Source organism: Rhodococcus sp. SB1D (assembly GCF_048573875.1).
GTDB classification, from domain to species: Bacteria; Actinomycetota; Actinomycetes; order Mycobacteriales; family Mycobacteriaceae; genus Rhodococcus_F; species Rhodococcus_F qingshengii.
Genome location: NZ_JBMAIQ010000008.1, coordinates 249,654 through 276,418, shown reverse-complemented (window position 1 = coordinate 276,418; position 26,765 = coordinate 249,654). Strand labels below are relative to the sequence as shown.

Annotated in this window: 10 protein-coding genes and 1 tRNA gene; 9 read left to right on the top strand and 2 right to left on the bottom strand. The window is 62.3% G+C overall.

The features are described from left to right. The first annotated feature begins 52 nt into the window (after nt 1-52). The 3 genes from ACN50D_RS19475 to ACN50D_RS19465 all read left to right on the top strand — a co-directional run bounded on the left by ACN50D_RS19475 (nt 53) and on the right by ACN50D_RS19465 (nt 18,504). Complete coding sequence (locus ACN50D_RS19475; protein ID WP_211921492.1) at nt 53-16,762, top strand: non-ribosomal peptide synthetase; 16,710 nt, start codon at nt 53-55, stop codon at nt 16,760-16,762. Nucleotides 16,763-16,912: 150 nt separating this feature from the next. Continuing rightward, a complete protein-coding gene (locus ACN50D_RS19470) occupies nt 16,913-18,259 on the top strand; it encodes a lysine N(6)-hydroxylase/L-ornithine N(5)-oxygenase family protein (protein WP_211921494.1) in 1,347 nt (448 codons plus the stop codon). Next, entirely contained in the window at nt 18,256-18,504 is a 249-nt protein-coding gene (locus ACN50D_RS19465) for an MbtH family protein (RefSeq protein WP_003945538.1), read from the top strand. Before ACN50D_RS19470 ends, ACN50D_RS19465 begins: the two co-directional genes overlap by 4 nt. An 83-nt stretch (nt 18,505-18,587) precedes the next feature. Here the strand turns inward: ACN50D_RS19465 and ACN50D_RS19460 are convergent, their stop codons facing one another. After that, nucleotides 18,588-20,015, bottom strand: coding sequence for a threonine/serine ThrE exporter family protein (locus ACN50D_RS19460; protein ID WP_007734361.1), 1,428 nt, complete (start codon nt 20,013-20,015; stop codon nt 18,588-18,590). 122 nt (nt 20,016-20,137) lie between these two features. Here ACN50D_RS19460 and ACN50D_RS19455 point away from each other — a divergent pair. Beyond that, nucleotides 20,138-20,212, top strand: a tRNA-Thr gene (locus tag ACN50D_RS19455). Nucleotides 20,213-20,267: 55 nt separating this feature from the next. Here ACN50D_RS19455 and ACN50D_RS19450 read toward each other — a convergent pair. Beyond that, nucleotides 20,268-21,494 carry a tyrosine-type recombinase/integrase gene (locus tag ACN50D_RS19450; protein ID WP_211921495.1) on the bottom strand — a complete coding sequence of 409 codons (1,227 nt, stop codon included), beginning with the start codon at nt 21,492-21,494 and terminating at the stop codon, nt 20,268-20,270. Here ACN50D_RS19450 and ACN50D_RS19445 point away from each other — a divergent pair. The 5 genes from ACN50D_RS19445 (at nt 21,471) to ACN50D_RS19425 (ending at nt 26,700) form a co-directional block, all read left to right on the top strand. Beyond that, on the top strand, nt 21,471-22,502 hold the full coding sequence (locus ACN50D_RS19445) for a phage tail protein (RefSeq protein WP_211921497.1): 1,032 nt from the start codon (nt 21,471-21,473) through the stop codon (nt 22,500-22,502). The genes ACN50D_RS19450 and ACN50D_RS19445 overlap by 24 nt on opposite strands. Before the next feature lie 81 nt (nt 22,503-22,583). Then, entirely contained in the window at nt 22,584-23,804 is a 1,221-nt protein-coding gene (locus tag ACN50D_RS19440) for a hypothetical protein (RefSeq protein WP_211921499.1), read from the top strand. 171 nt (nt 23,805-23,975) lie between these two features. Next, a complete protein-coding gene (locus ACN50D_RS19435) occupies nt 23,976-24,431 on the top strand; it encodes a hypothetical protein (protein WP_211921500.1) in 456 nt (151 codons plus the stop codon). Between the two features lie 282 nt (nt 24,432-24,713). Further along, on the top strand, nt 24,714-25,607 hold the full coding sequence (locus ACN50D_RS19430) for a hypothetical protein (protein WP_211921502.1): 894 nt from the start codon (nt 24,714-24,716) through the stop codon (nt 25,605-25,607). A gap of 166 nt (nt 25,608-25,773) precedes the next feature. Then, complete coding sequence (locus tag ACN50D_RS19425; RefSeq protein WP_211921504.1) at nt 25,774-26,700, top strand: hypothetical protein; 927 nt, start codon at nt 25,774-25,776, stop codon at nt 26,698-26,700. Nucleotides 26,701-26,765: the final 65 nt, after the last annotated feature.

Below are 26,765 nucleotides of genomic sequence, written 5' to 3'. Positions count from 1 at the left end.
AGCCTACCCTAAACTTGCGAGGGTGTTCGTCGTTCGATGAGCATGAACGACGATGATCGGATTCTTGATGTCTGACCACTCTCAGGTAGCTCACCCGGCGGTATCGGGCGGTGCCGATCTGGACGCAGCGCTCCCGGCGACGGCCGCTCAGCGTGAGGTGTGGGTTGCTCAGAACGTCGATCCGAGCAGTCCGGTCTACAACATCGGACTTGTCGTCGAGGTCGACGGCACGATCGACATCGAGCGCGCGGCAGCGGCGATCGAGGCCAGCGTCGGACGCGTCGAAGCGCTGTTCGTGCACTTCGAGGTCGATGCCGACAACCAGCTGATCCAGGTGCCGATTCCGGATGCGCGCTGGGACGTGGAAATTCTCGACCTTCGGGCCGAGGCGGATCCCGATTCGACTGCGCAGTCGTGGATGGACACCGACATGGCTCGGGTCTTCGGTCCGGACGATCTGCTGTTCCGCCAGGTGCTTCTGCTGACCGCTGACGACCGAGTCATCTGGTATCAGCGCTATCACCACAGCGTGATCGACGGGTACGGCATCTCGCTCATCGTCGCCGACGTCGCCGAGCGATACGACGATCCGAATCTCGGGACTGCCGCGCCGCAGTGGTCACTCGACGCCGTGGTTGCAGCCGATCTGGATTACCGGAACTCTCCGCGATTCCAGACCGACCGTCAGTACTGGGCCGAGCGCGTTGAATCCGGACCGGAAGCGACGCGGATTCTGCATGGGCAGGTGGATGATTCGCTGCCGCCGATCTCAGCGATGCTCACGCTCGACGCTGATCGCGCGGCACAGCTCTATCGCTATGCGGCCGACGCCGGGATTCGACGAACTCGCCTGCCCATGGCTGCGCTGATCGCGTACATCGCACGAACCACGGGACAGCACGACGTTGTCGTCTCGGTACCGATGGCCGCTCGGGTGGGGCGCGACATGCGTCGCACTCCTTCGATGGCGTCGACGATTTTGCCGCTGAGTATTCGGGTAGAACGCTCGGAAAGCATCGGCCAGTTGGCAACTCGTCTCGACACCGCCCTGGTCTCGATTCTCAAGCACGGGCGGTACCGAGGTGAGGATCTTGCTCGCGACATTCGGGCGATCGATCCCGACCGTCAGGTCTTCGGCCCCGGCATCAACTCGATGATGTTCGAACACACACTCACCTTCGGCGGATGCCCGGTGCGCGTGCGTAATTCGGTAACCGGTCGAGTCAGTGACCTGGATCTGAGTGTGCGCGGTGGTCAGGACGGGGAGCCGATCGAGATCGACGTCCGCGCCCCGGCCGGATTCGACAGGGAGTTGGCCGATCACACCGCGAGAATCGAACAGTTCCTCGATCGATTCGTAGCCGAGCCGCAGCTTCCGATCTCGGCACTCGACCCCATGTCGCTCGCGGAGCGTGAACTCGTGCTCCACGGGTGGAACGACACCGCAGAACCGCAACCCGTGACGACGGTGCCGGATTTGTTGCGCAGCAGCTTCTCTGCCGATCGGGGCGCCGTCGCCGTGGTCGACGGCGATATCCGGCTGACCTACGGCGAGCTCGAAAGTCGGGTATCGCAGCTCGCCGCGCATTTGATCTCGCGCGGTGTCGCACCCGAAACCGTTGTGGCGATCGGCCTTCCGAGATCCGCCGAGATGGTGGTGGGGTTGTTGGCCGTCATGTGTGCCGGTGGTGCCTTCGTGCCGCTGGATCCGTCATGGCCTGCCGAACGCCGCGAATCGGTACTTGCCGACGCGGGCGCCACACTGGTGCTCACCTCGGACGGTGTAGACGACTCAGTTCCGGTCGATCTCTCCGCGTGGGCGTACGAGGACGGGCCCTCGGACCTATCCGAGACAATGACCTCCGACATTCGTAGTCACGGTGCCCAACTCGCATACGTCATCTTCACGTCCGGTTCGACCGGACGTCCGAAGGGCGCCATGATCCGCCACGAGGCAATCTGCGCAAGGTTGCTGTGGCAGCGGGAGCGGATTCTCGGGTTCGGGTCCGGCGATGCCTCACTGTTCAAAGCCCCACTCTCGTTCGACATCTCGATCAACGAGATCCTGCTCCCACTCGTCTCCGGCGGTCGATTGGTGATCGCGAAGCCCGAGGGGGAACGCGACCCGCAATACCTGCTCGACCTGATCGCCGGAGAATCGGTCACTTTCGTCTACCTGGTCTCGTCGATGCTCGACATCCTTCTGGATCTGGCGAACGGGACCGATCAGCTCGATTCGTTGAAGCACGTGTGGTGCGGCGGTGAGGTTCTCACGCCTGAACTCTTCGACCGGTTCCGTGCCCAACTGTCCACGACGCTGTATCACGGCTACGGCCCGGCCGAAGCGACCATCGGTGTCTCCCATGTGATCTACCGCGAGGACGCGGAACGAATCGCCACATCCATCGGTCGCCCGAACCCCAACACTCGTCTGTACGTGTTGGACGGCGACCTGCAGCCGGTTCCGATCGGCACCGGCGGCGAACTCTACGCCGCGGGCTTCATGCTGGGACGCGGATACGTGGGTGCTTCGGCACTGACCGCATCTCGTTTTGTCGCGGATCCCTTCGTCTCAGGTGATCTGGCCGGATCCCGCATGTATCGCACCGGTGACTTGGCCAGATGGACCGCCGACGGCACCCTCGACTTCCTCGGACGCACGGACAATCAGGTGAAGATCCGCGGCATGCGCCTGGAACTCGAGGATGTCGAAGCCGCCGTGATTTCGCACCCCGCAGTGCGTCACGTGGCAGTTCTGGTGCGCCAAGCACCAACAGGTGCAAAGTATCTCGCCGCCTACGTGAGCGCAGCGTCGGGGACGAACCTCGCGATCGACTCACGTGAGCTTCGCGAGTGGGCTGCGAGCAAGCTGCCCGACTACATGGTCCCGACCACCGTCACCGTCCTCGACAAGTTTCCGCTCACGGCAAACGGCAAACTCGACCGTCGCGCGCTACCCGAGCCCGATCTCGCCGAACTGAGTGCACATGTCGCTGCGAGAAACGAAGTCGAACAACAGTTCTGCACGTTGATCGCGTCGGCAGTCGGCCTCGATTCGGTCGGCGTTACCGACGACTTCTTTGCACTGGGCGGCGACAGCATCGTCGCGATCTCACTCGTGACCGCGGCTCGTGCTGCCGGTTTGTCGATCAGTCCTCGCGAGGTGTTCCAACTGCGCACCGCCGAGGCTATGGCGCGTGCCCAGTCCTCCCGAGTGGCTGAGATCGTCGACCACGCGGACCAACCGATCGGCCACGTAGACACGACGCCGATTGCCGCCAGGGTTCTCGGAGTGTCGGACGCAGTACGAACCTTCCACCAGCGAGCGCTGATTCAGACGCCGTCAGCCTTGACGTCCGAGCATGTCCAGGCGGCGCTCGACGCCCTGGTGGCGCGCCACGATGCACTTCGTGCGACGTTGACGCCCGAAGGAAGACTGCTCGTCCCGGAGACAAACGAAGTGGCTGTGGTCTTCGAGACCCGTGCACTACCGGCACCGCTCGAAGAATGCGGACCGTTGATCGTCGCCGAGACCGAGCGAGCTGTCGGCCGTCTGAATCCGGCCGACGGCACGATGGTCAGCGCTGTTCTGTTCCGCCCTGTGACCGGTCCCGGACGGCTGTTGCTGGTCATCCACCACGCGGTGGTCGACGGCGTCTCGTGGCGCATCATCCTCGAGGACCTCGCGCGCGCCGGCATCGCAGCGATGAATGGCGACGAACCCGCACTCGCTCCGGTCGGCACGTCGGTGCGAAGGTACGCCGAACTCGTCTCGGAGGCGGTCGGAGCCGGGCGACTGGACTCGGAAATCGAGTTCTGGGACTCGGTGACGTCCGCACAACGGGCATCTCTCGGCCGTCGGGCACTCGACCCGGCAGTTGACCTCGCGCGCACCGCTGCGGCGCGGTCGATCACCCTACCTCCAGAACTTGCAGATCAGCTGTTGGGCAGTGTCCCACGGGCGTTCGGAGCCGATGTGAGCGAAGTGCTGGTCACCGCACTTGCCGTGGCGCTGACCCGTTGGAGCGGTGCCGGATCGGTGACGATCGACCTGGAGGGGCACGGACGCGACGAAGACATCGTTCGCGGTGACGGCGATGCGCACGTCGACCTGACTCGTACCGTCGGATGGTTCACCACAGTGTTTCCGGTGGCGCTCGAGATCGGTACAGCCGCTCCCGATCTCGATGCGAGCGGCGAGTTGGCGGGGGTTCTCAAGAGCGTCAAGGAGCAACTTCGACGGGTCCCGAACGCCGGCTTCGGGTACGGAGCATTGCGATACCTCGGCGGCTCGGATCAGTTGCGTAGTTTCGCAGCGCCGGAGGTGGTGCTCAACTATCTGGGACGCACTGCCGCAGCGGAGGGGGACTGGTTCCCGGTGTCGATGGACGGTGCTGCCGATCCGTCCATGCCGATGGGTCACGCGTTGTCTGTCGACGTCGTAGCCGAGGACGCCGCCGGTGGACCACGCCTGCGAGCCACCCTGACCTGGGCGTCGAACATCTTCCTGCGTAGCGACATCGACAGGTTTGCGCGGTTGTGGCTGGACTCGCTCGAGGCCGTGTCCGGGCTCGCAGCCTTCGGCGGAGCCACACCCTCGGACTACCCTCTGGTGGCGCTCGCTCAGGCAGACGTGGACGGGTTACCGAAGGCTGAAGAGATTCTCCCACTCACTCCGCTGCAGGAAGGGATCTACTTCCATTCGGCGTTTGCCGATCCGGGGGCCGATCAGTATGTCGTGCAACAGGTTGTGGAACTGACCGGAGCCGTGGACAGTGCGGCGCTGCACCGCGCGCTGCAATCCGTCGTCGATCGGCATGAGGCGCTGCGCACCGGATTCTCGGTCCTGGGTGACGGCCGGGTCGTGCAGGTGGTGCACCCGAGCGCTGTCGTGGAGATGGCGGTAGTCGAGGTGGCCGGCGCCGATGTCGATGAACTGCTTTCCGCCGACCGCGCGCGCGGGTTCGACCTGGCGCAACCGCCGCTCGTCCGTTACACGCTTGTCCGTGCCTCTTCGGAGAAGTACCTTCTGCTGCAGTCGATTCACCATGCGGTCGCAGACGGATGGTCGGTTCCGGTGATGCTGCGGGAGCTGATGGCGTCGTACAGCGTTGGCGACTCCGGCGCGGTGCTCCCGACTCCGGCGCCGTACCGCAGCTATCTCGAATGGTTGGCCCGCCACGATCACGAGGCCTCGGCAGCGGTGTGGAGAGAAGCGCTGAACTCTCCCGGGCCGGCGGTCGAACTTCCCGCGCCGAGCGCGGGCAGCAGCGGCGTCTGTGCCACCCGAGTCGAGCTGTCCGACAGTGATACTCGCGCACTGGCGATCAACGGACGCTCCCATGGCCTGACGCTGAGTACGCTCGTGCACGGCGCCTGGGGGCTGGTGCTCGGCCGAATGACCGGCCGAACAGACGTGCTGTTCGGATCGACCGTATCGGGACGCGGTGGAGACCTGCCCGGCATCGAGTCCATGGTGGGCTTGTTCATCAACACCGTGCCGGCTCGGTTGCGGTTCGATCCGGCAGAGACAGCCGCGCAAGCGCTTTCCCGTTGGCAGAGGGAACAATCGGAACTACTCGACCATCAATACCTGGGGTTACCCGAACTGCGACGGACCGGCGGACTGGAGCAGGACTTCGAATCACTCGTCGTGTTCGAGAACTATCCACTCGGTGACACGGCAATCGCTGATCGGACGAACTCGGTGCGACTGACGGGAATTCGATTCGACGAGCGACCGGCCTACCCGCTGACCCTGATCGTCGTCCCCGGCGATCGATTGGCGTTGGAGCTCAAGTACGACGCTGCTCAGGTGGACGGCGACGCCGCTGCGTCGCTGGCCGAAACTCTCGCAGTCGTACTCACCGAGCTCTCGCGCGATCTCGATCAGGTCATCGGCCGGATCGCGCTGGCACCCGCACAGCCGGGGAGCGTCGGCACGGCCTTGGATCGGCCGCGCGCAACGCTGACCGAGCTGCTGAAGGATCAAGCCGGGCGTACGCCCGAAGCCACCGCAGTGATCTTCCGTGAAGAGTCGTTGACCTACGCCGAACTTCACTCTCGCGCTGATCGTTTTGCGCATCTGCTGCGCGAACGTGGCGTCGGACGCGAATCGTTGGTAGCGGTTGCCTTGCCTCGCTCTCTTGATCTGATGGTCGCGATACTCGGCATCGGAAAGGCCGGGGGAGCATACGTTCCCCTCGACACCGGCTACCCGGCGGAGCGGCTGACGTACATGCTGGGTGACGCCGATCCTGTGTGTGTCGTGGTGTCGGAAGACTCTTCACTCGATTCGGGTTCGGTTCCGCGGGTGACGGTATCGGAGTCGGCGCAGTTCCCCGCCGATCCGCTGAGTGTCCCAGGATCGCCCGCGGATGCCGCGTACATGATCTACACTTCGGGTTCGACCGGTCGCCCCAAAGGCGTTGTGGTCAACCACGAGGGTGTGGTCAACCGATTGCTCTGGGCACAGCAGATACGTCCGATGGACGTCTCCGACCGGATGCTGCAGAAGACCCCGTCGAGCTTCGACGTCTCCGTTCCCGAATTCTTCTGGCCGTTCCTGGTGGGGGCAACTCTCGTGATGGCCGAGCCGGACGGGCACAAGGACCCTGGCTATCTGGCCGACGTCATCGTCGAACATTCCGTGACCCGAGTGCATTTTGTTCCGTCGATGCTCGACGTGTTTCTCGCGGAGCCGAAAGCAGCACTGTGCTCTTCGCTCGAGATCGTCAACTGCAGCGGCGAGGCACTGCCCGTTCACGTTGCGCGCAAGGTCTCCGAGATCCTGCCGAATACTCTGGTGGACAACCTCTACGGCCCCACCGAGGCCGCCGTCGACGTCAGTTGGCAGCCGTCGGTGCAGGAAACTCCGGCAGACGCCGTCAGCGTCCCGATCGGCGCACCTGCCGCCAACACCGGCCTGTTGGTTCTCGATCCCTACCTGCAGAACGTCCCGGCCGGTGCCACCGGTGAGCTCTATCTGGCAGGGCCACAACTGGCGCGTGGTTACCACGGACGTGGGGGATTGACCTCCGAACGATTCGTGGCGAATCCGTACAGCGACGGCGGCTCGCGGATGTACCGGACCGGTGACATCGTGCGGTGGAATGCCGACGGCGTTCTCGAGTACCTCGGCCGTGCCGACGAGCAGGTGAAGGTTCGTGGATTCCGAATCGAACTCGGCGAAATCGAAGCGCAATTGGCGCTGTGCCCCGGAGTCACGGCAAGTGCCGTGATCGTCCGAACCGACGGTCCGAGCAACCGCGCACAGGTGGTCGCCTACCTGGTCGGAGATGCTGATGATGTTGCGGTTCGAGCTCAGTTGTTGTCAGTGCTACCGGAGTTCATGGTGCCAAGTGCCTTCGTGCGGCTCGAGTCGCTGCCGCTGAGCCCGAGTGGCAAGCTCGACCGAAAAGCACTACCTGCACCGGATTTTGCGGCACAGGTGGGCGACTTGACGGGAGTGGTTTCCTCGGGCGTTGCAGACCTCCTCGCCGGGCATTTCGCGACGGTTCTCGGACTGCCCCGTGTCGGGGTGCGCGACGATTTCTTCACTCTCGGCGGCGACAGTATCCTGGCGATCCGACTGGTCAACCTGGCTCGTCGTGATTCGGTAGTGCTGACCCCGCGTCAGATCTTCGAATTGCGCACTCCCGCTGCGATCGCTGCAGCGGTGGGTGATGTCGCCACCTCGGATGCCACCGTCACGGCCGACATCGGCGTGGGTGAGCTGGTTCCGCTGCCGGTGGTTCACCGCTTGTCCGAATGGACGGGTGGTACCGACCGCTTCAACCAGGCAGTTCTGATCCACTCTCCGGCAACATCTCTCGGTTCGATCACCGGCGCATTGCAGGCCGTGCTCGATCACCACGACGGACTTCGCCAAACCTTGATCCGACATGACCGCGGGATGTGGTCGGCGCGGATCGAGGAACCCGGTAGTGTCCGGGCAGCGAACCTGGTCGAACGCGTTGATGCTCGGGGACTGGATGACTCCGAGTTGCGAAGACTCGTCACTGAGCACTCCGAAGCAGCGACCAGTCGATTGGATCCGTCTGCAGGGCGGATGGTCTCGGTGGTCTGGTTCGATTGCGGCGCTGAGAGTCTGGGCAGACTCGCGATAGTCGCGCACCACCTGGTCGTGGACGGGGTTTCCTGGGGAACCGTGCTCGAGGATCTCGCGATGGCCTGGGTGGCAGTCGAAGCCGGAGAGCCCGCCGCACTGGATGCCGTCGGAACTTCGCTGCGTACCTTCTCCCGTACGGTGGCCGAACACGCATACAGTGCTCATCGATTCGCCGAACTCGATCACTGGCTGACCGTGACCGCTCCGGGCGCGCAGTTGATCCCCGACGCCGCGGGCGATGCCGTCGTATCCGGAGGCTCGAGGCGCACGGTCACGGTGGACGGAGCAATCTCCGAGGCAGCACTTGGATCGGTTGCGGCAATGGTGGGTGCCGAGGGAACGGATGTTCTGTTGGCAGCGCTGACGATGTCCGTCGATCGCTGGCGCCGCTCCACCGGCCGCAGTGAGCACGAATTGCTGGTCGATCTGGAAAGGCACGGCCGGGAGGAGTTGGTGGCGGGCATCGATCTGTCGCGAACAGTCGGCTGGTTCACCACGATTGCCCCGATGCGACTGCACGGCGGAATCGACCCGGTGGACACGCTACGCGAGGTGAAGGAGAGCCTGCGGGCGGCTCCGGACGGCGGTATCGGCTACGGGATGCTGCGATACGTGAATGCCCGCACGGCATCGACATTGGCGGGGCGCTCCGAATCTCAGATCCTGTTCAACTATCTCGGACGTACGACGACAGCTGGATCGACAGCATGGTCCTTGGCAGCGGAATCCGAAGCCTTGTCCACCGATCCCGACGCAGACATGGGAGGCCCGTACCGACTGATCGTGAATGTCGTCAGCGTGGATTCGGGGCTCCGCGCCGAGTTTGCCTGGGCAAGTGAAGATTTGTCCGAGGAGGACGCGCAGTCACTCTCCGACGGCTGGGTTTCGGCCCTCGGCGATCTGGCGGCTGCGGCCGCGCGTCACGCCGGGCCTCCCATTCTGACCCCGTCCGATGTGACGTTGCTCGACCTGAGTCAGACCGAGATCGACGCGATAGCCGATGCGAGTCCGGCAGGTGTCAGCAGCATCCTCCCACTCTCACCGTTGCAGGAAGGCCTGTACTTCCAAGCCGGCTACGCGGGCAGCAGCGACAGCAGCAGTGGTGGGGACATCTACACGGCACAGTTCTCGATGGACTTCGGGCACACCCTCGATGTCGACAGGTTGGCTGCGGCCGCCCGGACACTTCAACGACGAAATCCCACGTTGCGAGCGGGTTTCGTGAGCGAAGGGCTGAACGAGCCGGTGCAGTTCTTCAGCGCTGGACTCGATGTTCCGGTCGTCGTCCACGATCTCCGTGAACTCGACGACTCGGTTGCTCGTGAGCGTGCCGAGGCCGTCGCCGCCCAAGACCGAGTGACGCCATTCGACCTGACCGCGCCGCCGCTGTGGCGTATGAGTGTGCTGCATCTGCCTGGCGGCCAGGATCGTCTGGTGATCAACAGGCAGTTCCTGCTGTGGGACGGCTGGTCCAACGGCCTTGTCGTCAGTCAGCTTCTGGCGCTTTACGATACCGGCGGCGACGACAGCGCATTCGGCGAACCCGAGGGGTCGTTCGAGACATACCTCGCCTGGTTGGCCGATCGCGACGGTGCAGCCGCCGACGAGGGGTGGCGCGGAGCGCTCGCAGGACTCGAGGAGCCGACGCTTGTTGCCGAGCCGATGCCCGGTGTCGAAGTTCAGCTTCCGGATCGCCGCGATGCGGTTCTGTCGGAAACGCTTTCGCGTGCGTTGCGTGAGCGCGCTGCCGCGTCCGGCGTCACGTTCAACACGGTACTGAATGCAGCGCTGGCCCTCGTGCTGGCGTCGGCCACCGGTCGACAGGACGTCGTCTTCGGCTCCACGGTTGCCGGACGGCCACCGGAGGTACCGGGAATCGACACCGTGGTGGGAATGTTCCTCAACACCGTTCCCGTTCGGCTGCAACTGGATCCGAACGAGAGCGTCGAGGAACTTCTTCGTCGGACACAGGCGGATCGACTTTCGCTGATGCCTTTCGACTACCTCGGTTTGGCATCGATCCAGCGTGTTTCCGAGCATCGTCAACTCTTCGACGTGCTGATGGTCCTGCAGAACTTCGTGGACGAGAGGCAAGTCCACGCGCTCAACGCCGCTCACGACGTGAGTGGAAGCGACAGTATCGATCACACGCACTATCCGCTGACCGTCGTGGTCACACCGGGTGCCACCGTCAACGTCAAGTTCGAGTTCCATCCGCATCTGGTGACCGCGCGCCGGGCCGAGGACCTACTGCGTCACTTCGTCGACCTGCTGCAGAGTTGGTCGCAGGACATGGCGGGATCGGTTGTTGCGTCTCCGGTTCCCGCAGTAGCGCAGCAGACGCAGATCCGGGAGTTGCCGGAGCGCACCATTGCCGACCTGTTCGAAGAAGTCGCGTCGGCGCAACCGAACGACACGGCACTCGTGTTCGGGAAGCGCCGGATGACCTACGCCGATCTCGACGGCGAGATCAACCGGATGGCGCGGTTGCTGATCAATTACGGCGCCGGCCCGGAAAAGATTGTCGCTCTTGGCCTACCACGTTCGGTGGACATGGTCGTCGCGCTCTTCGCGGTATTGCGCACGGGTGCTGCCTACCTACCCCTCGAACTCGACCATCCGGCCGAACGGTTGGCCGTGATGATCGACGACGCGGATCCTGTCGTGTTGCTGACAACCGTTTCGGCCTCACCGAGGTTCGAAGGTGCGGACGTCCGCACTATCGTGATCGACGAACCCGATACAGCAGCAAGGAGACTGACGATCTCGGCGCGGGCACTCTCCGCGTCGGAACTCGGAGCATTCGCCCCGGGGGCACCGCATCGACTCGACCACCCCGCGTACGTCATCTACACCTCCGGTTCGACCGGCAAGCCCAAGGGCGTGGTCACCGGTTACCGCGGCTTGACGAACATGCAGTTCAACCACCGCGAGGCGATTTTCGAACCCGTGATCGCCGCGGCGGGCCGGCGCCTGCGGATCGCGCACACCGTGTCCTTCGCCTTCGACATGTCGTGGGAGGAACTTCTGTGGCTCGTGGAAGGCCACGAGGTGCACATTTGCGACGAGGATCTGCGTCGTGATGCCGAGGCACTCGTTGCATACTGCGACGCACTGGACATCGACGTCGTCAACGTGACACCGACCTACGCGACGCACCTGATCGACAGCGGGCTTCTCGACGACGGTGTGGGACACCACCGCCCGCCGTTGGTCCTGCTCGGCGGTGAAGCCGTTCCGGATTCGGTGTGGAACAGGCTGCGCGACACCGAGGGAACCGTGGGCTACAACCTCTACGGTCCGACGGAATACACGATCAACACGCTCGGTGGCGGAACGTTCGACAGCGACACCCCGACCGTCGGCAAACCGATCTGGAACACGGCCGCGCATATTCTCGACGGCTGGCTGCGCCCGGTCCCCGATGGAGTTGCCGGCGAACTGTACATTGCCGGAGCCGGTTTGGCTCGCGGCTACCTCGGACGCTTCGCGCTCACGTCCGAGCGCTTCGTCGCAGATCCGGCTGGGACCGGAGAACGTATGTACCGCACCGGGGATCTCGTGCGGCGACGCGGTGACGGCAACCTGGATTTCCTCGGCCGCACCGACGATCAGGTGAAGATCAGAGGTCACCGCATCGAGCCGAGCGAAATCGTCTCCGTTCTCGAATCCGACGAACATGTGCGGCAAGCGGCAGTGGTGGTCGACGTCGGGGCAGGTGGAGTCAAGAGGCTCGTCGGCTACGTGACACCCGTGCGACTCGGCGCCGGGCACGACTACCGCGCGCAGGCGCGAGTTCTCCTACCCGACTACATGGTTCCGGCCGTGGTGATCGAGGTGGAGACACTACCGATGACCGTCAACGGCAAGCTCGACGTCAAGGCACTGCCCACCGCCGATTCGGTGCTGGGGGAGCGGAGTGGGGAGTCGATCGCACCGCGTAACCACACGGAAGAGGTCCTCTGCGACCTCTTCTCCGACGTACTCGATGTGGACGATATCGGGGTCGACGACAACTTCTTCGACCTCGGTGGGCACTCGCTTCTGGCCACCAAGCTGATCAGTCGAGCTCGGATCGCCATTCCGAACAGTCTGACCATGCGTGATCTCTTCGAAGCGCCGACGGTGGCGGAACTCGCGGAACGTATTGCGGCCGAGCAGGGATCGACGCGACCGGTACTGGTAGCGAAGCCGCGGCCGGACCACCTTCCTCTTTCTGCCGCTCAACAGCGATTGTGGCTGATCGGACAGATGGAGGAGAACTCCGCGGCCTACAATTTCCCGATCGTGCTCCGTTTGGACGGCGCACTGGACGCGGACGTCTTCGCCGCGGCGCTCGGCGACGTCGTGGAACGACACGAATCCCTGCGTACGGTGTTCCGGTTGGTGGACGGATCGCCGGAGCAGATAATTCTCGAATCGGCGACGATTCCGGTCGAGACAGTTCATCGAGACGAATCCGGTGTCGCCGGTGAAATTGCCGTGGCAGTGGGTCGTCCGTTCGACCTGTCTGACGAGATTCCGATCCGCGCACGTCTGATCCGGGTGGACGGTGCCGAGGTGGACGGTGCCGTAGTGGTCGTGATCGTCCTGCATCACATCACAACGGACGAATGGTCCGATCGGCCATTCCTGCGCGATCTGATGTCGGCCTACTCCTCTCGGATCCAGGGCGAAGATCCAATTTTCGAACCGCTTCCGGTTCAGTACGCGGATTACACTCTGTGGCAACGGGAATTACTCGGCAGCGCCGACGATCCGTCGAGCATCCTGAGCACGCAGTTGGACTTCTGGGCGAAGAGTTTGGACGGAGCCCCCGAAGAACTGCTGCTTCCCGCCGACCGGAGTCGACCGGCCAGACCGAGTTTCTCCGGTGGTGCAGTGGTGACACGGTTGGGCGTGGAGACAACTGCTGCACTGCGAGATCTGGCGCGCGAGAGCCGGAGTTCGATGTTCATGGTTCTGCACGCGGCGTCGGCGGCGTTGCTGACTGCGCTCGGAGCGGGTGAGGACCTTCCCCTCGGCGCTCCCGTCGCCGGACGTAGTGAGCAGGGACTCGACGAACTGGTCGGCTTCTTCGTCAATACGATTGTGCTGCGCACGGATACGTCAGGTAATCCGACGTTCCGGGAGTTGGTGGATCGCGTTCGCGAGGGAGATCTCGAGGCCTTCGCCAACGCCGACGTTCCCTTCGAAACGGTGGTGGAGCGCCTCAATCCGTCGCGTACTTTGGCACGTAATCCGCTGTTCCAGGTCATGGTCGGCTATCACAGCCGCGAGGAGATGGGCGGCGATTCGTTCGAACTCGAGGAGTACACAGCCAAGTTCGATCTGGTGTTCAACTTCACCGAGTACCTCGGCGACGAAGGCTGCATCGACGTCCGGCTCGAGTACGGCAGCGACCTCTTCGATCGCGAAACGGCACAGCGAATTTCGAACCGATTGGAATCGGTGATCGCGGCCGTCGTGGAATCGGCCGACATCGAGATCGGTGATATCGACATCTTCTTGCCAGGCGAACTCGAACAGGTTGTCACCTCGTTCAACGACACCGCCGTCGACGTGCCGGAAGAGACGTTCTACGACGCTTTCGCGCGTGGAGTCGTTGCTACGCCCGAGGCGATTGCGGTGCGCGACGAGGCGGGGCAGGCCACGTACCGCGAACTCTCCGAGCAGTGTGATCGGATCGCCGGCGTGCTGTATCGCCGCGGAGTGTCGGTCGAAGACGTGGTGGGGCTTGCCGTCCCGCGCTCGGTGGAAATGGTCGCGTCGGTCCTCGCCGTGCTCAAGCTGGGGGCCGCGTATCTACCCCTGGATTTGAGTCACCCGAGCGAGCGCATCACATACATGCTCACCGATTCCCGCGCCTCGGTACTTCTGTCCACTGCGGAGGAAAGCTCGCGGATCGAGGATGTGGTCGGCGTCGAGCGAATCCTCCTGGACGATCCGCTGATCCGTGCGGAACTGGACGAGGCAGTGATCGTCGAAACTCCCCGGCCACCAGTTGGCGTCAGCCACGCTGCCTATGTCATCTACACCTCGGGATCGACCGGCAAGCCGAAGGGAGCCGTCCTCTCCCATGACGGTATTCCGAGTCTTGTTGCCACAGCCGAGGTTCGGATGCGACTGGTATCGGGTTCGGTGGTGATGCAGTTCGCTTCGGTCGGCTTCGACGTCGCGGTATTCGAGCTGGCGATGGCACTGTGCACGAGCAGCACCCTGGTGATCGTGCCGCAGAATGCACGAGTTGCCGGTCCGGCGCTGACCGATTTCATGACGAGCAATCGTGTCACCCACGCGATCATCCCTCCCTCGTTGCTGGCCGCTCTGCCGGCAGGATGTGAAGTGCCGCAGGGCTGCACCGTGTTGGTCGGAACCGAGACGGTGCCACCGGAGCTGATCGGGCGATGGGCGGAGCGGCTGAATTTGCTTGCTGCGTACGGACTCACCGAAGCCACGGTGAACAACACACTGTGGCAGGCGGAACCCGGTTGGAACGGTCCCGTGCCCATCGGAATCCCTGACCCCAACGAACAGGCGTACGTGCTCGACGATCAACTCCGTCCGGTTCCGCCGGGAGTATCCGGCGAGCTGTACATCGCGGGACGCGGCCTGGCGAGAGGCTATCTGGGCCGATTCGATCTGACGGCGCAGAGATTCATCGCCGATCCCTTCACCGCGGGCGATCGCATGTATCGCACCGGGGACCGCGCGCGGTGGCGCACTGACGGGAACATCGACTTCCTCGGCCGCGTCGACGATCAGGTCAAGATCCGCGGTTTCCGAATCGAGTTGGGCGAAATCATCGGAGCTCTCAGTGCCCATCCTTCGGTGAAGCAGGCAACGGTCGTCGCGGATCGGCAGGGCGAAATCACGCGCTTGGTCGGTTACGTGTCACCGGAACCCGGTGTCGTCGTCGACACGACGGCAGTGCGGAACCTCGCGGCAGTGTCGTTGCCCGACTACATGGTTCCGACCATGGTTGTTGCCCTTGACGGTCCGCTGCCGTTGACGCCCAACGGAAAGCTCGACCGCAAGTCGTTGCCCACTCCGGACTGGTCGGAGCTGGCGGGTGATGTTGCTCCTCGCACGGCAGTGGAGTCCACGGTTGCGGCTGCGTTCGCGGAAATCCTGCAACTCCCGAGTGTCGGAGTCCACGACAGTTTCTTCGAACTCGGCGGCCATTCGATGGCTTCGATGAAACTGGTCGGTCGCATTCGTGAAGCGTTCGGCGTGGACGTCAGTATTCGAGACGTATTCGACGCGCCGAGTGTTGCGGAGTTGGCGGCCGTCGTCGCGCGTTCGGAAGGTGGGCGTCCGATCCTGGCGCCGGCGGTGAAACGTCCCGAGACGATGGGTCTGTCTGCGCCGCAACGTCGTCAATGGGAGTTGTTCCGCGCGTCCGGCGCGCAACCGCAAGCAAGCCACGCTCTGGCGCTGACCCTGAAATCGAAGATCGATCCGGAGGTTCTCGGGCACGCCTTGGACGATGTGACTTCGCGGCACGAACCCCTGCGGACCACCTTCGTCGAGGTCGACGGCATCGTCGTGGCAAGAGAATCGGTGCGTCCGACTGTCGATGTGGTCGATGTCGGCGCCGGCGATGTGGGTCGAGTGGTGTTCGAACTGGCTCAACTTCCGATGGATCTGCGTGAGCAATCACCGTTGCGGGTTCATCTGGTGCTCGGTGAAGACGGCTCTAGGACACTGCTTCTCGTCATGCACTACATCGCCGTCGACGAGTGGTCCGTAGTGCCGCTGCTGGGAGATCTGGTCTCTGCTTATGCAGCCCGGTCGCAGGGAGATCAACCGGTTTGGGACGAGCTTGCATTGACGTACGCCGATTACACCGTGTGGTCGGACGAGCTGTTGGGAGACCCCCGAGACGTCGACAGCCGTGCGTCGAAGCAACTTGCATATTGGCGGGATGCGCTCGACGGAATACCGACCAGTGTGAATCTTCCGTTGCCGGAAGGTGACTCGGAGCCTCGAGGTGACGTGATCGCCGTCGACATCGACGCGGGTCTGCACGCCGGAATCGACGCCCTGGCTGCGCGCACCGGCACGAGTATGTTCATGGTCCTGCAGGCCGCACTGGCCAGCGTTCTCACGAAGGCCGGCGCGGGTACTGATCTTCCCATCGGTTCATTGGTTGCGGGCAGGTCGGATCCCCGTCTCGAACCGATGATCGGATCGTTCTTCAATGTTGTTCTCCTGCGCACGGATACGTCCGGTAGTCCGACGTTTGCAGACTTGCTGGCTCGCATCCGGGAAAACAATCTGGAAGCGCTGAGCAATCAGGACGTCTCATATGTGTATGTCGAGCAGGCGCTGGGTAATCCGGCGTCCATGAGGCCTCAGGTGATGGTGATCCATCATCAACAGGCCGATTTGGACGGGCTCGGCGACTTCGGTTCTCTCGTACCGATTCCGGTGGGAGTGCCCGAGGCAGATGTGACGTTGAGTTTTTACGAGCCGGTGGGCGATGGGCCTGTCTTTGCAACTCTCGGGTTCCGTGCCGACCGCGTCGATGCGGGTGCAGTCCGCGTATGGGCAGGTCAATTGGTCGACGTGATCGAGGCTGCAGTCGCCGCCGAAGGGGATGACGCGAGCGAGGGGGCAAAACTATGACATACGTCGCATCGCTCCGTGGGGTCGACCGCTATACGGGGGCTCACAGTGTTGATACCCTCACCTCATTAAGGGTAGCCTTTGCTACTTACTTCGGGACATCGATTGGCGGCCGTACCAGGTCGTTCCGTCGGGGATGGACTACCTGTAATGAGTGAATCACCAAGAGACTCCAGCGCCGAACCTGCCATTGTCGACATCGTCGGCGTCGGGTTCGGTCCGGCCAACCTCGCGTTGGCCATTGCTGTCGAAGAACACAATGCAAATTGTGCGGCCGTTGATCGGGTGAACGCGCGGTTCTTCGAAAAGCAGTCTCAGTTCGCGTGGCATCCCGGGATGCTGCTCGACGGTGCCACCATGCAGATCGCGTTTCCGAAGGACCTGGTGACGTTCCGGAATCCACAGAGCGGATACAGCTTCTTCTCGTATCTGTTCGAGCAGGGTCGACTGGTCGACTTCGTCAACCACCAGACCTTCTTCCCCACGCGCCACGAATTCAACGACTACCTGTGCTGGGCAGCTCGACGAGTCGACGCGGACGTGCAGTTCGGTACAACCGTCGACGGGGTCGAGGGCATCAAGAACTCCGACGGCGTTGTCGATCGCTTTGCGGTTCGCACCGCCGACGGTGACACGGTGATCGCGCGCAACATCGTTGTCGGAGCCGGACTGAAAGAGCGGATCCCGGAGTGGGCGACGCCTTCGTCGCGGTGCTTCCACAATCACCAGTTCCTCTTCCATCTCGAAGCAATGCCGGAGCCCGTACACAACCGGTTCGTCGTTCTCGGCGCCGGCCAGAGTGCCGCGGAGATCGTGGACTACCTGCACGCGAACTACCCGAACGCCGAAGTTCACAGTGTTTTTGCCCGCTACGGCTACAGCCCGGCAGACGACAGCCCGTACGCGAACCGCATCTTCGATCCCGAAGCCGTCGATCAGCTGCACGGTGCAGACGCCGCGGAACGACGCCGACTGCTCGATCTGCACCGCAGTACCAATTACTCGGTCGTCGACATCGAACTGATCAACAAGCTGTATGCCACCGAATATCAGGAGATGGTTCGTGGGCCGCGGCGACTGTTCATGCGTCGGGCCTCGGAGATCACGAGTGCCGTGGAGACCGAATCCGGCATCGAACTGGCTGTCCGTAGCAATCTCGACGGCTTGACCGACACGCTGGCGTGCGACGCACTCATTCTGGCCACGGGTTTCACCCCGGCACCTCTGGACGATTTGTTGGGTGAACTCGTGCCGGATTCGTCCGTTCCGCGTAACGTCAGTCGGGATTATCGACTGGCTGTAACGGAGGACGTGACAGGCGGTATCTATCTGCAGGGTGGGACAGAACAGACTCACGGATTGACGTCGTCGCTGCTGTCGAACGTGGCAGTGCGGGCGGGGGAGATTCTGGCGTCGGTGCTGAGCCACCAGAACCGAACTGGTGCGCTTGCTAGTCTGGGCGCACAAGACACGTACGTAACGAGTGAGGCGAGATGAGCACTAACCCTTTCGATGACGAAGACGGCCGCTTCTACGTGCTGGTGAACGACGAGGACCAGCACTCGCTGTGGCCCACGTTTTCCGAGGTCCCCGCCGGCTGGCGAGTGGTGTTCGGTGAAGACAGCCGCAAGGCGTGCCTCGAATACGTCGAGGCCAACTGGACCGACATGCGTCCGAAGAGCCTGCGTGAGGCCATGGAAGCCGATCAGGCTGCCGGTGGAAAGCACGCAGTCGAGAGCTGATTCTCTCACCGCTCGGAACCCCCGAGTGAACAGAAAAGAGCTGGGCACCGTCAGGTGCCCAGCTCTTTCTGCTTGAACGACGCCTACTTCTCGGTGACGGGAACTCGACGCCTGCGCTTGCGGACCATCGGGCGACGTAGCGAGTCCACGCGCATCAGAATCCGTGGACGACGCAGCGTGCGCGCTCCCCATTCGCCGAGCGTGACGCCCGCGGCCAGGGCGCAGCCGATGCCGAAGGCCGACAGCAAGGCAGTCAATCCGATCAGTACCTGGTCGTTGAGCAGCGCGTACAGGCCTCGGTACAGCGACAGACCGGGGAGCAGGGGAGTGATGCCTGCGACCGCGACAACCAGCGGAGGCGTCAGTGCGCGGCGAGCCATCAGGCCACCGGCAAGACCGACCACGGTTGCGGCGATTGCGGCGGCGATCACGGGACCGACGTCGAGTGTCTGCACGAAGATCGACACACCACTGCCTGCCGCACCGCCCAGGAACGCCGCGGTGAGTGCACGCCGCTCGGCGTAGCAGGCGAGCGCGTAGAACACCGACGCACACGCACCGGAGAGCATGAGGATCGGCAACTGCGTGATGGTGGAGACTTCCACATTGATCGGTGGAAGCGTCGAACCCAACATCCCGGTCATTCGCAACGAGATTGCGACGCCCGCGATGATGCCGCCCGTCATCATCACCACTTCGAAGAATCGCGCGACAGCTGTAATGGGTGCACCCATGATCGCGTCCTGGACCGAGCCCACCAACGACAGCCCGGACAGTAGAACGACCACTCCGGCCGCGATGACCAACGACGGCCGGATACTGATCCCCAGCTGGTCCTGAAATGTATAGAGCGTGGCGGCAGGCGCAGCCGCGATGAGACCACCGACAACCTGCTGGAAGAAGAACGGCAACCCGAACCGGTTCAGTACGCGGTTGACTCGATCGATGACCATCGTCGTCAGAAACGCGACTGTGGCAACGAGGAACCCGCCGCCGAGCAGGACGGAGACCGAAGCCGCCATCGCAGCCCAGGCCATGGTCGCGGTCCACCGGTTGTACGGGTGCGGCGCCGTCGTGATGGCTGTGAGCGCGTCGTGCGCTTGGTCCGGTGTGATCGCCTCACGGCGGATACGACGTGTCAGACGGTCGACGGCCGCCAGCCGCGTGAAGTCCATCGAGCGGTAGTGGACGATGCGCATCGTGCTCGCCGGCGGTCGCGTCGGGCCGCGATAGGCAGAGAGCACAATCGAGTTGTAAGTGACGTCGACGTCACACTGGGCAAGGCCGTACGTGGCGGCGATGAACTGCACCTGCTCAGCGGTGTCCATGGCCGCGGTTCCGGATGCGAGGAGGACTTCGCCCACCCGAACCGCGAGGTCCAGGACCTCTGCGACGACGGCGTCGTCTGTCAGGTCGATCGGTTGAAGCGGTGCGGGAGCCGACGTGACCGTGTCGACGGTGGCTTGCCGGTTTCCCGTCAGGCGTGTGAGTACTTCGGTGAATTTCGCCATCAGGGGGCGGAGTGGGAGTTGCGCATGGGGCCCACGCTATCTAACGTGACCCGCGCGCGGCCACCGTGACGGCTTGGATATGATGGCTCCGCAAAGTCAGTCGCGGCAACGAGTCGGTCTTCGCCTCCTTAGCTCAGTGGTAGAGCACTCGCCTTGTAAGCGAAAGGTCGTCGGTTCAATCCCGACAGGAGGCTCCACAAAATAGGGTACCTACCAGGCGATAAGCCAGGCGGGTGCCCTTTTTCGTTGTCACTACCCGGCGTCAGTGTCACGAAATGTCACAAGTGCTTGCAAACTCGCTGCAGCAGCGTTCAGTGCATCGTCCTGCGAATGCATGTACGTACGCATGGTGAAGGCACTGTCACTGTGCCCGAGCCAGGCCGAGATCACAGCAATCGGGACACCTTGCAGATGCATCAAAGTTCCGCAGGTATGACGAGCATCATGTAGTCGGATGGGAGAGACCTTCGCGGTCTTGCAGATCGCTCGCCAGCAATCCGAGATCGTGTCCGGGTGGTACGCCCTACCTGCTTCATCGCAGACGACGTGATCGCCAGGTCCGTAATCCTCGCCAAGTGCCAGAGGTTCGGCCTTCTGTCGCTTGCTCGCTGCCTTCAATGCCGCAGTGAGGTTCGGAGTCGACGGCAACGTGCGGATCGATTTTTCAGTCTTGGGTGCGCCGTCGACAGCCTTGCCGTTCGCGCTGACCCGGTTGTGGGCGATGGTTACGGTGCCGGCCTTCATGTCGACATCGGTCCAACGGAGGCCGCAGATCTCACCGCGACGCAGGCCGGACAGTGCAAGATGCCACGCGTGCCCGTTGCGATCCTTGTCAGCTGACGCGAGGAGCTTCCTCACCTCTTGCTCGGTGAAGGTCTTCATCTCCTTCTTCTGATTCGGGACACGGTCAACCAGCGCCGCAACGTCACGAACAAGATGTCCCTGCTTCATCAGTCCAGTGAGTACTGCTGAGATGACGTTCAGCATTGGGTTGATTGACTGGGAGCTCCACCCCTTCCGCATCCCGCCATCAGCCTTGGGAACCTTCCCAGCAATGAGGTCGGTGACCAGGTCGTCAAGATGTCGCTTGTTCAGCTTCTGAATCGCCAACGTGCCGTGACGGTTGCGGAGCGGTTGCAGTGCGTGAGTGTAGGCCGAGGGCGTGGTCGGTCGAATTCTCCTGCCTGCCAACCAATCTGAACAAGCCTTCTCGACAGTGAGTGTGGATGCTGTGACGTACACGCCCTTCGTGACCTGATCGAGGATCTCGCCGAGAGCTGTCCGGGCTTCCTTCTCTGTCCGATACCGCTTGCGGGTCTGTACACGCTTGGTGGTGGTGACGAGGTTTCCGTCGTCGTCCTCGGTGACCACGTCGCGACTGCCGGCGTCGACGGTGACCTGATATCGGATGACAGGCTTTCCGGTCGCGCGGTCGGTGACGGTGATTTTTTGGAGATGATCGCCGGCGTCATCAGTCATGTCCTTGCTCAGGCAGTGGAGATGCTCGTTCCGATCCTCGAGCAGTTGGCTCCGATGTTCGGTGAAATCGCGCAGCTCCTCGCGGATTCCCTGATGCAGGTCATTCAGGCTCTGGCGCCGATGCTTCCGCCGCTGGCGGATGCGTTCATGCGCATCGTGGAAGCAGTCCTCCCGCTGCTTCCGGTGATCTTCGAGCTGGCGTTGAGCATTCTGCCGCCACTGATTTCGGTGATCATGGCGCTGCTTCCGGTGATCGAGCCGATCATCGGCATCGTCACACTTCTTATCGAGATTTTCGCGAATCTGGTGGCGTTCCTGATGCCGATCCTGATCCCGGTAATCGAGAAGCTCGGCGAAATCATGACCAAAATTTTCAATGGCATCGCCGACGTGGTGAAGGACGTGATCGGGAAGGTCGCCGAAAAACTCGAAGGCTTCAAGTCCGGACTGCAATCCGCGAAGGACTTCGTTGGTGAGGCTGTCGAGAACATCAAGGGCTTCTTCACTGGCATGGGCGACGCCATCGGTGGGGTCTGGGACACGATGGTTCGAAATATCGCGAAGGCAGTTGGGCGCGTTGGCGAGCTGATGAAGAAGGCCGGAGGGATGTGGGGCGTACCGGACGGCGTCGGCAGCACGGGCGAGAAGCTGGTCAGTTGGGCGAAACTGAATGGGTTTGCGAACGGAGGCAAGGTCGCCGGGCAGCGTTCGAATGGTGTTCTGTTCGGGCCGGGCACCGGAACGTCTGACGACATCCTCGGGTTGTCGCAGTCCGGGCTTCCGACGGCTCGCGTTGCGGCCGGCGAAATGCTCGTCAACAAGGTGCAGACGGACCGCAACCTGCCGCTGCTCACTGCGATCAATGCCGGCTGGACTCCGTCAGCTGACATGGTCCGAGCGCTGGTTTACGGCTCTGGCCTGCCCACGTTCGCTGGTGGTGGTGTTGTCGGGTCGTTCAAGGAAACTCGCCCCCCGGTACGCACCAGGGCTGACGCTCACCTCCGCTGAGCGCGACACCGCCGACTACCACGGCCAAGGGAAAGCAGTCGACTACTCCAACGGATCGGGTAACACCGATCAGCAGTTGGCGTGGGCGAACTTCCTCGCCGACAACTACCAGTCGCAACTGTCGGAACTGATCAACTCCGACCGAGGTTTACCCGAAACATCAAGGACGGCAAGATCGTCGACCCCAGTTTCTATGGTGCGGCGACGATGGCGCAGCACGAAAACCACGTACACGCAGCGGCACAGGAACCGCTCGGTGCCCCCAGCCAAACCCCCGGCAACGGAGCGGGTGCAGACGGTCCGGACACTCGGACGAACAAAGAGAAGTACGTCGACGAAATCATCGGCGAAGGCAAGAAGCGCGGCATGTCCGTTAAGCAGATCAAGGCTGCGATCATGACGATGCTCGCCGAGTCCGGTGGGCAGATGTACGCGAATGCTTCCGATCCGGAGTCGATGAACTACGCGCACGACGCGGTCGGCTCGGATCACGACTCGAGCGGCTTGTTCCAGCAACGAAACAACGGCGCATGGGGCACGATCGCGGACCGCATGGACGCTACGAAGTCGTCGGGCATGTTCTACGAGGAACTCGCGAAACAGAACGAGAGCAGCATGTCGGAGGCTCAGCTCGCTCAGTCTGTGCAGCGCAGTGCGTTCTCGGATGGCTCGAACTATGCGGCGAAGGAATCGGAAGCGGAGTCGTTGATCGCGGAATCCAACTCCCGCGGTAATGGCAGTTCCGCAGCATCGTCCACCACCGACTCTGGTTCGACGCACCAGGTGTTCGTGACGAACTGGCCGTCGGGGATGGGCGGATCCTCCTCGTCGTCGTCGGCGCTGTCGTCGGCGGCGACTGCGGCGTCTGCAGCGTACGCCCCGGCACCGGCTGTGATGACCGCGGCGATGATGCCCGGGCCGTCGACGGCGTTCGATCCGAACAACACCGGCTACGACGACACGTTCTACAAGGACACCGTTGCGCGTGGCGGTAAGGAAGGCGCCGATGCCTGGCTGGCGCGTCAGGACTTCATGCCGCAGATCCGCGGCTTAGGTATCGACATGCTCAAAGAGGTTGGTGGCGAGTTCGCGGCGCCGTTGGGTATGTCCGACCGATGGAATTCACGTGTCGACGACAGCGCCGCAATGTACGCCCGCCAAGACGCTGACCAGCAGTTCACGGCGCAGCAGTCCGGTAACACCATCAATGCCACCTTCAGTGGCTACAACGGCACACCACAGCAGTTCATGAACGAGATGGATCGGCTGATGCGGACAGGCATGAGCGCGCTCAAGCCGTAGGTTCACCGTTCGGCTGGCCGATGAGGGGACGTTCATGTTGAAGGTTCCCTCGAAGGGGTTGGAATCTCCGGCGGCCGTTGTGTGGCCGGCACTAAAACCGACCAATCTAACGGTTTCGTCCAAGTCGTCTGATATGTATTTGCAACACCAACTTCTTCAAGGGGAATTCACATGCGCGTCTGCCGAACAACGTCCTTGCTTGCTGCCTGTTTCGCGGTACCGATACTTCTCGCGGGATGTGGGAACGAGTCCACGCCGGCGGCGATCACATCGACCACGTCGTCCGTTGCCGCCGCCTCGATCGAGGAAGTCGCAGCATCAGTGACCGCGGAAGTCGGCACCACGGAAGCGCCTGCGCCGAAGTCCTCGACGGGACGGCCCACCGGCGTGGAGCTCTACGCCCAGACATGCCTGGGCATGCTCGAATTCTTCGACGGATTCAGTGACATAGCCAAGGAAGGCGGAGCACCCTACGACAGAACTACTGCTGCCGACGAAATGATGAGCGTAGTCGTCAGTGGAGAACTCAGTGGCGAGGCTGATGAGTTGGTGTGGACTGACCTGTCACCATCTGATCAGGCCCAGTTCAAACGTGGGCTCTACGCCGCCGCGAATGGTGAATGCTGATCGATACTCCGCGGATGGCGGTCGATGAGACACGGGCATATGCGAAGAGTGGTAAGAACCAGATCTATGCCGCGTGCAGGACTGGCCGGTTGCGGGCTCGACAAATTGTTGCGCCACAAGGTAAGTGGCTGATTCATCGCGACGACCTGGGCGCGTGGTTGCGCGGCGACACCACGTTGAAGCCCGCACGCCGCAATCGCAAATGAACACTCGGAGGCCTTCCGAACTGGGGCCTGAATCTCTACCTTTGGATGTCGTTAGGTTCTCTCTGAAAGGGATGCAATGCCAGAGTTTGAGCGCCATGGTTCCCGTACAGCTTGGATTGAATCAGGTGATGTCGATCTCCAGACATGGCCGCCATTGCGACGCCCGGCAGATCATGCAGCGTCGCTCCTGCAGTGGCTTGAACACGCCGATCTGATAGGAAAAAAGCCGTTACCTGAATCGTTGAATCGTGCAGGCGATTGGCTGAGCCTCGCAGCGGATCTTGCGCAAATCGAGATCAACCTGTTGCGCCGTGACAGCTACCTATGCTCTCGCGCCGCGGCCTACGGAGAAGCAGTAAGTGAATCAACATCTCTGCATTTGACTGAAGCGACCAGGCTACTTTACGTGTACTGCGCCCTCGAGAACATCGTAAATCATTTGTATCCTGACCTCGATAAATCAGCAATGCCGCTTGCGCTGAGGGCTGTGGAAAGACAATCAAGCACCCTGCCTCATCTGCTGCAGGTGCTAAGCCACCTTGAGCTCCACGTTCGTCAAGACCCTGTGCTATCGGAAAACGCGAAACTGAAGAGGGCATTCACTGGAGACCTTGACAAACATGTTCAGGCTTCAATAGTGACGCGTGTCGGATTCCAGATGCGGCACAGCTTCGCCCACGGCGTACGGCATCCCAAAGTGCAACCAGAGGTGACCGTCGACTCCGGGCAAGGGCGGTGGGGTCAAGGGGGGAAGGAGCAGGTGTGTCTATCCACTTTGGGGACCACCTGCCTTCTTTTCGCGATTCAATACATCCTTCGCAGTGTGGTCTCGACGCTCTCGATCAATCCCAATTCTGCGGTGGAGCTCGCGGATGATTGGTGGGTGCCAAGCGAAAACGGTACGAGGCAGTATCTGGTTGAACCTTCTCTGGATGACTGCCTTTCGTTACTTCACCTGGACTTTGACTAGGCCACAGCTAGCGCGTCAGGGATGGGGATCAAGTCTGTACGGTGTATGGAAACCATCATCCAGAAACAGATCGACGGAACATCCATGCAACGCCACTGTCGCATCGGCCGCTATCCGGATGCACTCAATCCCGTCCGCAGCCCCTTCCGTAGTGAGGTGATTTCGCGTGAAAGTTCGGGATGAATGGGTCTATCGGAAGCATGATCAGGCTTCGTCAGAGCGTGTGAGGATTCTGGCCATCGAGGAGAAGAAGCATAGCGTCAGAGCTGATGTGGAATTCCTCGACGGTGAACGCGCTGGGATACAGGAGAACGTCTCGGGTCGTCGCCTAAAAACGCTCTGGAGCAAGGTCGTCGACTACGACAGGCGAATGGCCGAATGGGAGCGCCTGCGCGAATTCATTCCTACGCCCGAGGAAGACTACGCGGCGATCGTGGCGTTCGAGACGCTGATCCCAGATGTGGTCGCCGAACATCAATACAAGCCGATTCGTTGCATGGCGATCATTGCCGATCGAACTGCGCTAGGTGGACTACTCGCCGAACCGCTGGACTTCGTTCTCGATCGCTGCCAGTGGTTGGAAGATGTTGACGGGACTTTAGTGGTGTCGCCACGCGGGACCCTGCTTATCGCTGAACTCGCCTGCAGGAAGAACCCAATACCCGTCCTAGACCTCGTAATGGACGAAGAGAAGAAGGCGCGCCATCACTCGAAACATGGGCGCACCGAGCCAGGATCCAGGGGTGAGAAGGATAGAACGTATTCTGCGGAAGAGGAGCATCACTGGTATCTGAGCTGGACCCGCCCACGACATGAGATATTGCGGCAGTGGTGTGGACATCGATCAATCACTATCCAGGAACGCCTCGTGGCTGCGGAGTCCGAGGTTCAAAGACTCGATGAGCTTTTGCAACGAGCACTCGATCGCCTCGAAGCCGCCGGCGAAGATCTCCATGCGCAGATACTGACCCGTACACATGTTGAAGGTCGAATCACTCCCGAGAATGTCCGGCCGGTTGTCGAGCGCCCGCTCGGTTGGTGGGACGTTCCTCCGCCTCCGGAACGCCGGCAGTTCCGGCGCCGATCGTGGTGAGGCATCGCAAGAATCTTCCAGTGCCCCAACAAGACCGGGTTACCAGGTGACTCAGTCCGTCAAGA

Coding starts and splice junctions, on each gene's coding strand:
- ACN50D_RS19475 (WP_211921492.1), top strand. CDS start 53: ATGATCGGATTCTTGATGTCTGACCACTCTCAGGTAGCTCACCCGGCG.
- ACN50D_RS19470 (WP_211921494.1), top strand. CDS start 16,913: ATGAGTGAATCACCAAGAGACTCCAGCGCCGAACCTGCCATTGTCGAC.
- ACN50D_RS19465 (WP_003945538.1), top strand. CDS start 18,256: ATGAGCACTAACCCTTTCGATGACGAAGACGGCCGCTTCTACGTGCTG.
- ACN50D_RS19460 (WP_007734361.1), bottom strand. CDS start 20,015: ATGGCGAAATTCACCGAAGTACTCACACGCCTGACGGGAAACCGGCAA.
- ACN50D_RS19445 (WP_211921497.1), top strand. CDS start 21,471: ATGATCGCCGGCGTCATCAGTCATGTCCTTGCTCAGGCAGTGGAGATG.
- ACN50D_RS19450 (WP_211921495.1), bottom strand. CDS start 21,494: ATGACTGATGACGCCGGCGATCATCTCCAAAAAATCACCGTCACCGAC.
- ACN50D_RS19435 (WP_211921500.1), top strand. CDS start 23,976: ATGCGCGTCTGCCGAACAACGTCCTTGCTTGCTGCCTGTTTCGCGGTA.
- ACN50D_RS19430 (WP_211921502.1), top strand. CDS start 24,714: ATGCCAGAGTTTGAGCGCCATGGTTCCCGTACAGCTTGGATTGAATCA.